Genomic DNA, 15,619 nt, shown 5'->3' with positions numbered 1-15,619 from the left:
GGAATAGCACTCAAATCGCGTAAAATTATGTAACATTTCTACTTCTGTAAGAGTATTACAGTTTTACTCAATAACTTTGTTGATTCACATCAGAATCAACATTAATTGTTACTAAGGTGGTTTTTGAATCACCTAACAGTTAATAATTTTTACTCACTTTAGTTCAAAAGCCACTCACTTACCATTTGCCCGCTGATTTTTAGCACGCATTACCACGAGTGGAATTTCTGCTGCTTCTCTGGTCCAAATACGACCGAATACGGGTCTTGGTGAATTAATACATCAGCATCAGGGAACACGGAGATAAGCTTAGCCTCTACTTCGTCAGAAATGCGATGCGCTTCAATAAGTGGGATATTATCTTCCAATTCTAGATGCAGTTGGATGAAGCGTATTGGCCCCGAGCGACGCGTTCGTAATTGATGCACACCCAACACGCCTTCCACGCTCAATGATGTCTCTTTAATCTGTTTCAGCTCATCATCTGGCAGCTTATGATCAAGCAGAGACTGAACCGCTTCCATCGCCATTTGATAAGCGCTGTACAGAATGTAGATACCGATACCGACCGCGAATACTGAGTCCGCCTGACCAATCCCAAACCAGCTCAATGCCAGTGCCAGCATGATCGCAGCGTTCATATAAAGGTCTGATTGATAGTGCAGAGAGTCGGCCGCAATAGCTTGGCTGCCTGTTTTGTTGACCACATGCTTTTGGAATCGAACCAAACCGAAGGTCATCACCATCGCAAATAAGCTGACATAGATACCAATCTCTGGAGAATTCAGTTCATGAGGTCGGAAGAAGCGCTCAATACCATTGAGAATAAGGAAACATGCAGAGCCTGAAATAAACATTGCCTGCGCTAATGCAGCGAGAGATTCAGCCTTACCATGACCAAAGGTGTGCTCTTTGTCGGCAGGCTGCAGAGAGTAGCGAACCACGATAAGGTTAACGACAGAGGCTGCGATATCAAGCATGGAGTCCACGACGGAAGCCAACAGACTCACAGAACCTGTTACCCACCACGCTGCGACTTTCACTATCAATAAAATAGTGGCGATGGTGGTGGCTGCCCAAGCGGCGAGCGTAACTAAACGTGCGTATTCTTGTTTCATAACTTGGCTATAAAGTGACTGATAGCACAAAGTATAACCTGCAAACCACCAATTGAATATGACAGCTATGATGTAAAACATTCATTTTTAAGGATCAAAAAAAGCGGCACTCGGCCGCTTCTTTCTAAACACTTTCATTCAACGCTGATTTTTCAAGCAATGAATTACTTGTCTTTGTTCATGCGTTTTCCCATTTTGTCAGCACACTTAGTCATGCGCTCTTGTTGGATTTCTTTCAGTTGAGTCTTTTGCTCAGCCGTTAGTACGCTCATCATTTGGTGTTGCTTCTTAAGCATTGCTACGCGACGCTCAGTTTGCTTCTCAACCATTTGGCTTGCTAGGTCGTTTGCTGCTGCTTCGTCAAAGTTGTCAGCAAGTACCAATGCTTGAACCTTTTCGTGATGCGCTTTCATTTGCGCCATTTTTGCCGTTTTGTTTGCACCGCGCTTTGCTTTCATCTCAGCACGGTCTGCTTCACGCATCTCTTTTAACTGTTCTTTTTGAGCGTCGGTTAGGTCTAGTTGGCGCATTACTTTTTTATCGAAACCGCCACACTTGTCGTGCATACCTTTGTGGTCACCTTTATCACCACCACCGTAAGCATACGCGCTTGCTGTACCAAAAATAAGTGGAAGTGCCGCAGCTGCTAGTACAAGTTTCTTAGTCATTTTCATAATTGTTGCCTCAATTCGGTATAATAAGTCATGTGTTGCGTCTGTTTCTCAGCGCTTAGATATAGATTAGTCTTTCCCTCGTAAAGTGACGTTTAGAAAGCGTAAAGAATCGTAAAGAGTGAAAGTTGACGAATAATTATCAGTATTATTAACCTAACTAAATGATTAAGGCTTCCCAATGGCGAACATTCTTCTTATTGATGACGACACAGAGTTAACCAGCTTACTTAAAGACATTTTGAGCTTTGAGGGCTTCACTGTCTCCGAAGCCAATGATGGCTATGCCGGGCTTGAAGCGATCAATGATGAGATTGATCTGGTCCTTTTGGATGTGATGATGCCGCGCCTTAATGGCATGGAAACGCTAAAAAAGCTGAGGGAAAATTGGGAAACGCCGGTACTAATGCTGACCGCAAAAGGCGAAGAGATCGACCGTGTGATTGGTCTTGAACTTGGCGCGGATGATTACCTGCCTAAACCTTTCAGTGACCGAGAGTTGTTAGCTCGTATTCGAGCTATCTTGCGTCGTACTCAAACCAACACCGCACCTAAGGCGGCCAGTGATAGAGTTCAATATCAAGACATCGAAGTCTTCCCGGGCAAACAAGAAGCCTACTGCAATGGGGAGCTCATCGACCTCACCACAACCGAGTTCGCCCTACTGAGTCACCTTATCCAAAACCCAGGGCAAGTGATCACCAAAGAAGCATTGAGTTTGGATGTGCTGGGTAAAAGGCTCGCAGCGTTTGACCGCGCGATAGACATGCACATCTCTAATCTACGTAAGAAGATTCCTGAGCGCACTGACGGCAAATCACGTATCAAAACCTTACGAGGCCGTGGCTACTTATTGGTAGAGGAAGATTAATGCGTATACCTAAAATCACCAGCTTATATGGACGTATCTTTGCTATCTTTTGGTTCACCATGTTACTGGTGCTTTTGTCGGTGCTGTCACTTCCCCATTTAGACCCTCGAGTCGCGCGAGATGTGCCCGCAGATCACCTCGATAAACTCGAGCGTATCGCTAAAATCACAGAGAAACGCTACGCCAAAGAACCTAATCTGGGCAAGATTGTCTTCCAACTGGAGGCGCCACGCAGCCGCAAGGATTCTAGAGCTCGCATCTACCTGACCGATCTTGAGGGCGCAGTCCTTACCTCGAAAAGGCATTCAGACTATAAGCTAAAGGCGATTCGTAACTTTGTTACCTCGATTGATAACCCTGAGATACCGAAGCAAAAACTCTACGGACACTACATGGTCGCAGGGCCAGTGCCAATTACTCTCGCTGGTGAAGAGTTGCTGATGTATGCCGGAGTGAAGTGGAACCAACCACCGCCATTCTTACTGCGCCTGTTTGATAGACCTCTGCAGCTATTGCTTGCCGTGATGTTGGCGAGTACCCCGCTATTACTTTGGTTAGCTTGGGCACTGAGTCAACCCGCTCGCAGGCTAGAACGCGCGGCACAACGCGTGGCGAAAGGTCAATTCGAGGTCGATCCAACACTCGAAAAAGGTACTTCAGAGTTCAGACAAGCTGGTGAAAGCTTTAACCAGATGGTAGAAGCGGTAAACCAGATGATTTCGGGGCAACAACGCCTGCTCTCTGATATCTCACACGAGCTCCGCTCGCCACTGACACGTCTTCGCATGGCCAATGCACTGGCGATTCGTAAACAAGGCGAGAGCCAAGAGTTAGAACGCATTGATACCGAAGCACAGCGTTTGGAACAGATGATCAGTGAGCTGCTGACGCTATCTCGTATGCAGGTCGACAGTCATATTACTCGTGAGGTTCAGCCTATCTCGAGCCTATGGGAAGAGATCTTAAAAGACGCAGAGTTTGAAGCCGAACAGATGGGCAAACAACTGACGTTCTCGGAGATCCCAGAACGCTCTATTTCGGGGAACCCTAAACTGCTGATGAGTGCGCTAGACAACATTACACGCAATGCCATCTACTACGGTAAAGACCAAGTGGATGTACAGTTCCATGTGGTTCAAGATCAGCTAACAATTTGCGTCAATGATAATGGTGATGGTGTTCCAGAGGATGAACTCGATTCTATCTTCAGACCTTTTTACCGTGTCTCAACAGCGCGTGACAGAAACTCTGGCGGCACAGGGCTTGGATTAACCATTACTGAAAGTGCGATTCGCCAACACAGCGGAACCATCACCGCAACCCGCAGCCAGCTCGGTGGATTACAACTCGAAATCACCCTGCCTATCTTACCGGTGTAATACCCCCACAAAGATCGCAGTTGATAATGATTGTCATTACCATTATGGTAAATCCTCTAATTAAGGAGGATTTACCATGTCGCACACTTTCCCTGCTTTACCCTACGCTTACGATGCCCTAGAGCCTTACATTGACGCTAAGACAATGGAAGTGCATTACAGCAAGCACCATAGAACCTACTACGATAAGTTTGTTGCGGCGGTGTCTGGCAGCGAGCTAGAACAGCAATCTCTGACCGAGATCTTCGCCAACATCTCTCAGCACAGCCCGGCTGTTCGTAACAATGGCGGTGGCTACTACAATCACATCTTGTACTGGAACTGCATGTCGCGAGACGGCGGTGGTGAACCTACGGGCGAGCTTGGTGAGGCTATCAAGAGTACCTTCGGTGATTTCGAGACATTCCAAGATCAGTTCGCCCAAGCGGCGATCAATACCTTTGGCTCCGGCTTTGCTTGGCTAGTGGTAGAGCAAGGGCAACTGAAGATCATCTCAACCTCGAACCAAGATAATCCGTGGATGGATACCGTGGCGAGTGATGGCGAACCGATTCTTGCGCTCGATGTTTGGGAACACGCCTACTACATCAGCTACCAAAACCGTCGTCCTGATTACATCAACGCATGGTGGAATGTGGTGAATTGGAAGGCGGTTGCTGAAAACTACGCACAAGCACTCGCGAATAAAGCGTAAGCGAATGGTGGTGAACTGTACTCACTCAGCTTGCCACCGTATACTCGGGCTATCTTTGATTACTCTTGTGAACCAACATGTTTGATATCGCTCTATACGAACCAGAAATTGCACCCAATACGGGTAACATCATCCGCCTATGTGCTAACTGCGGCGCAAACCTGCACCTGATTGAACCGCTTGGCTTTGATTTTGAAGAGAAGAAGGTTCGTCGTGCTGGCTTGGATTACCACGACCTTGCGCGAGTTAAGCGTCACAAGAACCTAGAAGCTTTCCTTGAGTATCTTGAGAATGAACGCGAGGGTGACTTCCGCATCTTTGCCTGCACCACTAAAACGACAGGTCACCACGTTGATGCAAAATTCCAACAAGGTGATGTGTTGATGTTTGGCCCAGAGACTCGCGGCCTGCCTGCTGAGTTCATTGAAAGCATGCCAATGGAACAACGCATTCGTATTCCAATGATGCCAGACGCGCGCAGCCTGAACCTGTCTAACGCAGTGGCAATCATTGCTTTTGAAGCATGGCGACAAATGGGTTTTGAAGGCGCGGTATAACCGAACACTCAAACTAATCTGTTATCAATAGACAATAAGCAACAACAGACGACAGACAATAAAAAAGGCTCTTACCATTATCACTTTCTTGCGAAGGATAAAGGTAAGAGCCTTTTCTGTTTTCCCTCTATCTAAAGAGAAAAAAGATTAATTAGTTTAAGCGATTACGATCGTTGTCGTCGTCTTTCTTCTCAAACTCACCCTCAAAGGTGTTGCCGTCTTTTGATTGATCAGATGGATCGCGATTGAATGGGTCTTGTCCAAATGGGCTCTGGCCAAAACCAGCTTGCCCACCCGCATGGAAACCGCCAGACATATTAGTCACCACCATTTTTTCCATCATTTTCTTGGCAATCATCGCTCTTGGTGCTGGCAGTAATACCAACATACCGAGTGCGTCCGTCATAAAGCCCGGAGTCAGCAGCAATACACCGGCAACTGCAAGCATCACGCCTTCAAGAATCTGTTGTGCTGGCATTTCGCCTTGTTGCAAACGACCTTGCACAGACATAAGTGTCTGAATGCCTTGGCTACGAACCAGCGATGCACCCACAAATGCAGTGATCAAAACCAACGCAATAGTTGGCCACAATCCTAAGAAGCCACCAACTTGAATAAATAGCCCAATCTCAATGATGGGTACGAAGATAAATAGTAATAATAAGATAGGAAACACACGCCCTCCTTTGTTACTTGCAGTTTACGCTGAAAGCCCTAACAATCTCAAATTTATCCTGTAAATAAGCGTGTTTATTGACCAAGAATAACTTTGCAAAATATTGACGAAACAAAACCGAAAAAGGTGATCCACTTAATATTTTTATGCGCTAAGTACAGTATCATGTGCCACATAAGTCAGGACGGATTTATCAGCCCAATATTCTAGCGAACGGAGTATTTGCACACAGAATAGGCTAATAACTAACTATATAATCAGAATAATTCTCTAAGGATCCTGTTATGGCTACTCAATCAGAAGCTCAAGTTGAAGCTCCTCAAGCTACTCGTCTCGAAGAAGATCTATTAGGTCAACGTCATGTTCCGGCTGATGCTTACTACGGCATCCACACTCTACGCGCAGTTGAAAACTTCAACATCTCAAATGTAACGATCTCAGATGTACCTGAATTCGTTCGCGGTATGGTGATGACTAAGAAAGCAGCGGCTTTAGCAAACAAAGAGTTAGGTGTAATTCCAAGCGAAGTGGCTAAATACATCATCCAAGCTTGTGACCTAATTCTAGACACGGGTAAGTGCATGGATCAGTTCCCATCGGACGTTTTCCAAGGTGGTGCTGGTACTTCTGTAAACATGAACGCAAACGAAGTTGTTGCGAACGTGGCTCTTGAACTTATGGGCAAAGAAAAAGGCCAATACGAGTTCATCAACCCGAACGACCATGTAAACCGCAGCCAATCTACAAACTGTGCTTACCCAACTGGCTTCCGTATCTCTGTTTACAACAGCGTTCGTAAACTGATTGATGCGATCGAATACCTAAAAGGTGCATTCGAGCTTAAGAGCCAAGAATTCAACACGATTTTGAAGATGGGTCGTACTCAGCTTCAAGACGCAGTTCCAATGACGGTTGGCCAAGAGTTCCACGCTTGGGCTGTAACCATCAATGAAGAAATCAAAAACCTAGAATACACTTCAAAACTACTGCTTGAAGTAAACCTAGGCGCAACGGCTATCGGTACAGGTCTGAACGCAGCACCGGGTTACCAAGGCCTAGCAGTGAAACACCTAGCAGAAGTAACAGGCCTAGAGTGTGTAGCGGCTGAAGATTTAATCGAAGCAACGTCTGACTGTGGCGCATACGTAATGACGCACGGCGCACTTAAGCGTCTAGCAGTTAAGCTATCTAAGATCTGTAACGACTTGCGTCTACTTTCTTCAGGTCCACGTACTGGTTTGAACGAGCTAAACCTACCTGAACTGCAAGCAGGTTCTTCAATCATGCCTGCTAAAGTAAACCCAGTTGTACCTGAAGTAGTAAACCAAGTTTGCTTCAAAGTTCTAGGTAACGACAACACGGTTTCTTTCGCTGCGGAAGGTGGTCAACTTCAACTGAACGTAATGGAACCTGTTATTGCACAAAGCATGTTTGAGTCTCTAGACATTCTGACAAACGCTTGTGTCAACCTGCGCGACAAGTGTGTAGACGGCATTACGGTAAACAAAGAAGTATGTGAAGCGCACGTATTTAACTCTATCGGTATCGTCACTTACCTAAACCCATACATTGGCCACCACGAAGGTGACATTGTTGGTAAGATCTGTGCAGAAACAGGTAAGAGTGTTCGTGATGTAGTTCTAGAACGCGGTTTATTAACCGAAGAAGAACTTGATGACATTTTCTCTGTTGAAAATTTGATGCATCCTCAGTATAAAGCGAAGCGCTACGAATAAAGTTAGCGAGAAAGGGTTCCAAACGGAGCCCTTTTTTAGGCTCCAATACGGTTAACCATGATTATTTTGTGGATTTCCGTTGGTTGCGCTTTTGCCAAATTGAATCTAAACCATAGAACTATTATGTGAACATTCCAGCGGCGAATGTTCACATAATAAAATCTAAATGAGGTGTTACTTATGATTGCAGTAGAACTGTTTGTCGTCCTGCTCTTTATCTTTTTGGGGGCCAGAATTGGCGGTATCGGTATTGGTTTTGCCGGTGGTGCTGGTGTTATTGCCCTTTCACTTATTCTTGGCGTTCCAACAAGCCAATCTTTCATCCCGATCGACGTAATCTTGATCATCATGTCAGTTATCACCGCAATTGCTGCAATGCAAGTTGCTGGCGGTATGGACTGGTTGGTACAAATTGCCGAAAACTTTTTGCGTAAACACCCTGAACGCATCACCTTTTACGCGCCGATTGTGACCTTTGTAATGACATTAATGGCGGGTACTGGTCACACAGCATTCTCTACGCTTCCTGTTATTGCAGAAGTAGCGAAAGGCCAAGGTGTTCGTCCTTCTCGTCCACTGTCTATCGCAGTTGTCGCTTCTCAAATTGCTATCACAGCTTCGCCAATCTCGGCTGCAGTTGTGGCTTTCGCAGCAATGTTGGCACCATTTGGTGTTGATTACCTAACGCTATTGATGGTTTGTATCCCAACAACCTTCATCGCTTGTATGGTTGGTGCGGTTGTTGCTAACTACATGGGTAGCGAATTGAAAGACGATCCTGTTTATCAAGAACGTCTAGAGAAAGGTCTAATCAAGCTAGCAACAGAAGAGAAACGCGAAATTCTACCTACAGCGAAGAAAGCAACGTACATCTTCCTAGCTGCAATTGGTTTCGTGGTTTGTTACGCAGCGGCTATCTCTAGCTCTGTTGGCCTAATTGAAAACCCGGCGCTAGGTCGTAACGAAGCGATCATGTCTGTAATGCTGGCAGCAGCAGCGGCTATCGTGATGTTCACTAAGATTGATGCAGCGAAGATTTCTTCAGCACCAACGTTCCGTTCTGGTATGACGGCATGTGTATGTGTACTTGGTGTGGCTTGGTTAGGTTCAACGTTTGTAAACGCACACGTTGCTGAAATCAAAGACGTAGCAGGCGCTCTACTGGCTGACTACCCATGGATGCTGGCTCTTGTTCTGTTCTTCGCTTCTATGCTGCTTTACTCTCAAGGCGCAACAACAGTTGCACTGATGCCTGCAGCACTAGCGATTGGCGTAGCACCACTAACAGCCGTTGCTTCTTTTGCTGCGGTAAGTGCGCTGTTCGTACTTCCAACTTACCCTACGCTACTAGCAGCGGTTGAGATGGATGACACAGGCTCAACGCGTATCGGTAACTACGTATTCAACCACCCATTCTTCATTCCAGGTGTGGTAACAATCAGTACTGCGGTAGCACTCGGCTTCGCATTCGGCGGTCTGTTTATCTAACATTCGCTGGTGATTGAACATTTAAAAGGAAGCTTCGGCTTCCTTTTTTGTTTTCTGCTCAATGTGTTATTTGATACGCATCAAATAACCATTATAAACTTTAAAAACCGCCTAAAAATAAAGTTTGAATAAAATTCCAAGATTATTCTGCCTAATCATAAACAACACCTACCAAATCAATCTCCTTCCACTTCCAGTTAATCCACAACGAATATTAATCCAAGCTAACTAACCAAAAAACCTTGACGATTTTCTGCCATTTTTTAGCCCTTTCATTAGCCATTATTTTTGTGAACAGCACCAAACTTAAATACCGGAGTAAGGAATAAAATAACCGCAGCTAAATTAAATCTAACTTCATTTGGATTAGTAAATATAAAAACAACCTTAATTTAAAGTCAGCAACTTTATATCGTTGAGTGCTTTATAAGTGTCCGTGTATTTACAATCTATAAATCATTAGTCGCTAATTCACATCACTTCTATTTAAGATGATGTAAGGAGATAGCCATGACAACTCAAACGATACCAAGCGAGAAAAAAAAGGGCGGCTTCTTTGCCAACTTTAAATTCCCTTCTGCCTACACCATTCTATTTATTCTGATTGCGTTCGTCGCACTGCTTACCTGGATTGTTCCAGCAGGCCAATACGACCGTGCAATGAATGAAGAGCTAGGCCGAGAAGTACCCGTAACCGGAACCTATCAAGCGGTAGAAGGTAACCCTCAAGGCGTGATTGATGTACTGCTCGCGCCTATTGACGGCTTCTATGACCACAATAGCTATGAAGCGGCGGCTATCGACGTTTCGCTGTTCATCTTAATCATTGGTGGCTTCTTAGGGCTAGTAACCAAAACGGGTGCCATTGATGCCGGTATCGAGCGCGTCACCGCCCGCTTAGAAGGGCGAGAAGAGTTGATGATACCAATACTGATGGCGCTATTTGCCGCAGGTGGTACCGTCTACGGCATGGCGGAAGAATCACTGCCCTTCTATACATTGCTAGTGCCGGTAATGATGGCAGCTCGCTTTGACCCTCTTGTTGCCGCTGCGACCGTACTGCTTGGTGCAGGTATTGGGGTGCTGGGTTCAACGATTAACCCATTCGCAACCGTGATCGCTGCCAACGCCTCTGGTATTCCATTTACAGACGGTATCGTGTTGCGCATTGCGATGTTGATTATTGGTTGGGGTATTTGTGTTGCCTACGTAATGCGTTACGCAAGAATGGTTCAAGCCGATCCAACAACATCAATTGTCTACGACAAATACGAAGAGAACAAAGCGCACTTCTTAGGTAATGCGAGCGGCGAAAAACTTGAATTCACCGCGACTCGCAAACTGATTCTGACCATTTTTGGTGGCTCGTTCGCTGTAATGATTTATGGTGTATCCGTTGCTGGATGGTGGATGGCTGAGATCTCAGCGATGTTCTTAGCAGCAACCATCATCGTTGGTATTGTGGCTCGCATGAACGAAGAAGAGTTTACCACCAGCTTCATTGATGGTGCCCGCGACCTACTTGGCGTTGCGCTCATCATAGGTATTGCACGTGGTATCGTAGTGGTGATGGACCGCGGTATGATCACCGATACCATTCTCTTCTCAGCAGAACAGATGGTAACGGGGCTTTCTTCGGTTATCTTCATTAACGTGATGTTCTTCTTAGAGATTCTACTGTCGTTCTTAGTGCCATCGACCTCTGGCTTAGCGGTACTGACCATGCCAATCATGGCACCACTGGCCGACTTTGCTGGCGTAGGTCGTGACTTGGTTATCACTGCGTACCAATCTGCATCTGGCTTGGTGAACCTAATCACCCCAACCTCCGCGGTGGTGATGGGTGGTTTGGCGATTGCTCGTGTCCCTTACGTGCGCTGGGTTAAATGGGTGATGCCACTAGTCGGTATATTGATGGTGTTCTGCATTGTTGTACTGAGTATTGGTGCGCTGATCTAACTAACAGCACTTCACTCCTTTCTCATCCAAAGCCGCTTCTCACAGCGGCTTTTTTATTGTTCCCTCTCAATGTAACCCTCTGCCACTGAAACAGCTCCTCAAAGCCATACACGCGATATTCAAGGTTCTTCTGTTCGTAGCCAAGCTCAACCAAACTCAAAGCACTCGCAATAGAAGAATCAATCCTACTTTTAAACATCTAATTTTCTTGATGAAATAACACTCTATTTTCAACCATGATGTTTAAACAAATAGTTAGTCACTTATTAGCGTTAATTATATTTAAAGTAATTAATAGCCTAATAAACAGACGAGGATTAATGCCCTTTTCTATCAAAAAAAACACTTAAACAGCCGATTTTAAAATGTGATCGCAACAGCTTTATTCGCATTTACTTTGTTAATAAACAATTAATTCCACATCAAAAATTAAATATCTAAATAAAAACACTGCATACTTCCAAGCTAAGTACACTCTTATCAATAAAACTATTCTGCATATAATCCCTCGTAAATTAGATTCTAGTAAGTTTCGTCAAAAAAGCGTGCATAAAGTTCCCTAACTGCTAACTATTTAGAATGTATTATTCATAACTGAAAGTGCATAAAGTTTGTTAAAACCCTTAATTTTAAAGGGCTGCGGGATAAAAAACGATTTGTGATAGATCTCTAAGAATACCTGACTAGCAGGCGTAATATTAATTCCAGACAAGAGATATGAATAAATAATTCATTCTTCTCAACTGAAAATAAATAATTACTCTTAGCGATAAAAGTAATTCAAATATATAAGAGAGAGACGATCATGAGTAAGTTCTATGTAGGTTCTGAAATAGGTCAATTACGCCGCGTTCTAGTTCACCGTCCAAGACGCGCACTGACTCACCTAACACCCTCTAACTGTCACGATTTACTATTTGATGACGTACTGGCTGTTGAACGTGCTGGTAAAGAGCATGACGCATTTACTCAAACGCTGCGTGATCAAGGTGTTGAAGTTCTTCTTCTTACTGACCTACTAGCAGACACGCTAGCAGTGCCAGAAGCGAAAGATTGGCTTTTGAATCATCAAGTTTCTGATTACCGCTTAGGCAAAACCTTTGCTAACGATGTGCGCTGCTACTTGGGCGACTTACCAAACCTAGAACTAGCAAAAATCCTAACGGGTGGTCTGTCTTACGCTGAGATGCCAATGAAATCATCTTCAATGATGCAAGGCATGCACGCACCAACCGACTTCATTATCGAACCGCTACCAAACCACCTATTTACTCGTGACACATCTTGCTGGGTATACGGTGGCGTATCCATCAACCCGATGGCGAAGCCTGCTCGTCAACGTGAAACCAACCACGTTCGCGCTATTTACCGCTGGCACCCAACATTTGCTGGCCAAGACTTCATTAAGTACTTCGGCGATGAAGAAAACATCAGCTACGACAACTCAACCATTGAAGGCGGTGACGTTCTTGTAATCGGTCGCGGTACGGTTCTTATCGGTATGTCTGAGCGTACAACAGCACAAGGTGTTGAGCACTTAGCATCTAGCCTATTCAAACACGGTCAAGCGAAACAAGTTATCGCAATGCAGCTACCAAAACACCGCTCTTGCATGCACTTAGACACCGTTATGACGCACATGAACGAAGATACGTTCTCTGTTTACCCTGAAGTGGTGAGTAAAGACGTACAGTGTTGGAACCTAACTGGTGATGAGTCTGGCGCAGTGAAAGTGAAAGAAGAAGGCTACTTCGTAACAGCTATCGAAAAAGCACTTGGCGTAGACAAGCTAAACCTAATCACGACCGGTGGTGACAACTTCCATGCAGAACGTGAGCAGTGGAACGATGCAAACAACGTTCTAACGGTTAAACCTGGCGTTGTGATTGGCTACGAAGGCAACACCTACACCAATGAAAAATACGATAAAGCAGGCATCACAGTTCTTCCTATCCCTGGAGATGAACTTGGCCGCGGTCGCGGTGGCGCACGCTGCATGAGCTGCCCAATTGAGCGTGATGGTATCTAATCACTAAGACGAAACGGCCAAGTTGAATGATCTTAAATAATCTCAGCTTGGCCAAAATGAGAGAACACAATTATGACTAAGCAAACTGTTGTTGTTGCACTCGGCGGTAATGCCTTACTTCGTCGCGGTGAGCCGTTAGAAGCCGATGTTCAACGCCGTAATATTGAAACAGCGGTTAAAACCATCTCTGAAATCGCGAAAGTGTACAACGTGGTTCTAGTACATGGTAATGGCCCACAAGTTGGTTTACTGGCTCTGCAAGGTTTGGAATACAAAAAAGTAAACCCGTATCCGCTAGATGTATTGGGCAGTGAGACTCAAGGCATGATCGGCTACATGCTGATGCAAGAGTTCAAGAACTATCTACCTAACCGCAACATCTCGTGCATGTTGACGCAAATGACCGTTGATCCAAACGATCCTGCATTCGCCGATCCAACGAAGCCGATTGGCCCGATCTACGAAGAAGCGGAAGCGCGTGAATTGGCGGAGAAATTCCACTGGATCGTCAAACCAGACGGCCAACACTTCCGTCGCGTTGTGCCAAGCCCACGCCCTACTGGCATTGTTGAGCACGAAGCGATCACCCAACTTATCGATGCAGGCCACCTAGTGATTTGTACTGGCGGCGGTGGCATCCCAGTGAAAAAAGAGAACGGCAAATTAGTGGGTGTTGAAGCGGTTATCGACAAAGACATGTCAGCGGCTTTCTTAGCGAAACAACTGGATGCGGATGCACTGCTTATTTTGACCGACGCGGACGCTGTTTACCTTGATTGGGGCAAACCGACTCAACACGCACTGCGCAGCACCACACCAAGTGAACTGGCGAAATTCGAATTTGATGCAGGCTCTATGGGACCAAAAATCGAAGCATCGTGCGAATTCATTCAGCAAGGCGGCAAAGTCGTCGGTATTGGTGCACTCGAAGATGGTTTGCAAATCCTGCAAGGCTTGGCGGGCACCAACATCACCAAAGATTAATCTACTCGCGAGCTTTTCAAACCTTGCGAGAAAACTGAATCACCGTTTGAACTGAAATTAATACACAAAAATTGAATCGCGCTTTCTTGAATTTTCTTTCCCTGTAACAAGAAAGCGCCTAAATCTAAGAAGGAATACATCATGGCTTTTAACCTACGCAATCGTAACTTCCTAAAACTACTAGATTTCACTCCACGCGAAATTCAACACTTGTTAGATCTTTCTATGGAGCTAAAAAAAGCGAAGTACAACGGTTACGAACAGCCAACACTGACTGGCAAAAACATTGCGCTTATCTTTGAGAAAACCTCAACTCGTACTCGCTGTGCATTCGAAGTAGCGGCATTCGACCAAGGCGCTCGCGTGTCTTACTTAGGCCCATCTGGCTCTCAAATTGGCCACAAAGAATCAATGAAAGATACCGCTCGCGTTCTTGGCCGTATGTACGATGGCATTGAATACCGCGGCTTCGGTCAAGAGATTGTTGAAGAGCTAGGCGCTTACGCTGGAGTTCCAGTATGGAATGGTCTGACTGACGAATTCCACCCTACACAAATTCTTGCTGACTTCCTAACCATGACGGAATACGGCCGTGGTAAACAACTGCATGAAATCAGCTTTGCTTACCTAGGTGATGCTCGCAACAACATGGGTAACTCTCTGATGGTTGGCGCAGCGAAAATGGGCATGGACATTCGCCTTGTTGCTCCAAAACAGTTCTGGCCACAAGAAGAGCTACTGGCTCAATGTCGTGAAATCGCAGAACACACTGGCGGCAAAATCACGCTAACAGAAGATGTTCAAGAAGGCGTGCAAGGTTGTGACTTCCTATACACCGACGTTTGGGTATCAATGGGCGAAGCAAAAGAGGCATGGGCTGAGCGTATCAACCTAATGATGCCTTACCAAGTGAACATGGAAATGCTGAAAGCAACGGGTAACCCACATGTGAAATTCATGCACTGTCTGCCAGCTTTCCATGGCGAAGATACCACGGTAGGCAAACAACTTGCGGCTGAATATCCACAGCTAAAAGACGGTGTGGAAGTGACTGATGAGGTAGTTGAGTCTGAATACTCTATCGTGTTCGATGAAGCTGAAAACCGCATGCACACCATCAAAGCAGTAATGGTTGCGACACTAGGCAGCTAAGAAGTTAAGAAGTTAAGAAGTTAAGAAGTTAAGCACGCACTTGTTCGCAATAAATTGACAAGCTAAGTGCAATAACAGGGAAATGCGGGTGGCGTTCTTGGGATTTTTACCTTGGATAAAACCCGCATTTTTTTTCATGTACTTGAGGGCATTATCGCCCCAAAAACCCTGAGATTTTCTGTTTCAACAAGGGCTTAAACCAAAGCAAAATGTAGAGGTTATTTCGCATAAAAATCCATTAAATGAATACTTTACAGAAAGTATTGCATGCCGTTTTTATCTGAGTATAATCCTCCGCAATTTGT

General features: G+C 45.3%; 13 protein-coding genes. 10 read left to right on the top strand and 3 right to left on the bottom strand.

Going from position 1 to position 15,619, the window contains the following annotated elements:
* Positions 1-209: 209 nt before the first annotated feature.
* A complete protein-coding gene (gene fieF / locus AB4583_RS07605) occupies positions 210-1,118 on the bottom strand; it encodes a CDF family cation-efflux transporter FieF (protein WP_029235400.1) in 909 nt (302 codons plus the stop codon).
* Between the two features lie 164 nt (positions 1,119-1,282).
* Positions 1,283-1,792 (bottom strand): CpxP family protein, encoded by a 510-nt coding sequence (locus AB4583_RS07600; RefSeq protein ID WP_017063671.1) that lies wholly within the window; start codon positions 1,790-1,792, stop codon positions 1,283-1,285.
* Positions 1,793-1,970: 178 nt separating this feature from the next.
* Here AB4583_RS07600 and AB4583_RS07595 point away from each other — a divergent pair, with 178 nt between their 5' ends.
* The 4 genes from AB4583_RS07595 to trmL all read left to right on the top strand — a co-directional run bounded on the left by AB4583_RS07595 (position 1,971) and on the right by trmL (position 5,290).
* Positions 1,971-2,660 carry a response regulator gene (locus AB4583_RS07595; RefSeq protein WP_017066566.1) on the top strand — a complete coding sequence of 230 codons (690 nt, stop codon included), beginning with the start codon at positions 1,971-1,973 and terminating at the stop codon, positions 2,658-2,660.
* Positions 2,660-4,039 carry an envelope stress sensor histidine kinase CpxA gene (gene cpxA / locus AB4583_RS07590; RefSeq protein ID WP_017068848.1) on the top strand — a complete coding sequence of 460 codons (1,380 nt, stop codon included), beginning with the start codon at positions 2,660-2,662 and terminating at the stop codon, positions 4,037-4,039. The genes AB4583_RS07595 and cpxA overlap by 1 nt, the downstream gene beginning before the upstream one ends.
* Positions 4,040-4,115: 76 nt before the next feature.
* Positions 4,116-4,733: a superoxide dismutase gene (locus AB4583_RS07585; protein WP_136977491.1), complete on the top strand. Its 618-nt coding sequence runs from the start codon at positions 4,116-4,118 to the stop codon at positions 4,731-4,733.
* Between the two features lie 77 nt (positions 4,734-4,810).
* Entirely contained in the window at positions 4,811-5,290 is a 480-nt protein-coding gene (gene trmL / locus AB4583_RS07580; RefSeq protein WP_009844716.1) for a tRNA (uridine(34)/cytosine(34)/5-carboxymethylaminomethyluridine(34)-2'-O)-methyltransferase TrmL, read from the top strand.
* 151 nt (positions 5,291-5,441) lie between these two features.
* Here trmL and AB4583_RS07575 read toward each other — a convergent pair whose 3' ends face one another.
* Positions 5,442-5,966, bottom strand: a complete 525-nt coding sequence (locus AB4583_RS07575; protein WP_012604974.1) for an FxsA family protein — start codon at positions 5,964-5,966, stop codon at positions 5,442-5,444.
* Between the two features lie 284 nt (positions 5,967-6,250).
* On the opposite strand from AB4583_RS07575, the gene aspA reads away from it, so the two are divergent.
* The 6 genes from aspA to AB4583_RS07545 all read left to right on the top strand — a co-directional run bounded on the left by aspA (position 6,251) and on the right by AB4583_RS07545 (position 15,314).
* The gene (gene aspA, locus AB4583_RS07570; RefSeq protein ID WP_017063668.1) at positions 6,251-7,702 is read left to right on the top strand and encodes an aspartate ammonia-lyase; all 1,452 of its coding nucleotides are present in this window, start codon (positions 6,251-6,253) and stop codon (positions 7,700-7,702) included.
* 180 nt (positions 7,703-7,882) lie between these two features.
* Entirely contained in the window at positions 7,883-9,190 is a 1,308-nt protein-coding gene (locus AB4583_RS07565; protein ID WP_017061168.1) for an anaerobic C4-dicarboxylate transporter, read from the top strand.
* A 510-nt stretch (positions 9,191-9,700) separates the two neighbouring features.
* Positions 9,701-11,149, top strand: coding sequence for a YfcC family protein (locus tag AB4583_RS07560; RefSeq protein WP_372116947.1), 1,449 nt, complete (start codon positions 9,701-9,703; stop codon positions 11,147-11,149).
* An 805-nt stretch (positions 11,150-11,954) separates the two neighbouring features.
* Positions 11,955-13,178: an arginine deiminase gene (arcA, locus tag AB4583_RS07555; protein ID WP_017062724.1), complete on the top strand. Its 1,224-nt coding sequence runs from the start codon at positions 11,955-11,957 to the stop codon at positions 13,176-13,178.
* Positions 13,179-13,250: 72 nt separating this feature from the next.
* The gene (gene arcC, locus AB4583_RS07550; protein ID WP_017062723.1) at positions 13,251-14,162 is read left to right on the top strand and encodes a carbamate kinase; all 912 of its coding nucleotides are present in this window, start codon (positions 13,251-13,253) and stop codon (positions 14,160-14,162) included.
* 141 nt (positions 14,163-14,303) lie between these two features.
* Positions 14,304-15,314: an ornithine carbamoyltransferase gene (locus AB4583_RS07545; RefSeq protein ID WP_017062722.1), complete on the top strand. Its 1,011-nt coding sequence runs from the start codon at positions 14,304-14,306 to the stop codon at positions 15,312-15,314.
* The last annotated feature ends 305 nt before the right edge of the window (positions 15,315-15,619 follow it).

This window comes from Vibrio sp. 10N.222.49.C12, assembly GCF_041475025.1.
In the GTDB taxonomy this organism is placed as follows: domain Bacteria; phylum Pseudomonadota; class Gammaproteobacteria; order Enterobacterales; family Vibrionaceae; genus Vibrio; species Vibrio crassostreae_C.
Note: the sequence above shows the minus strand (reverse complement) of the source record. Positions and strands in the feature narration are given on the sequence as shown.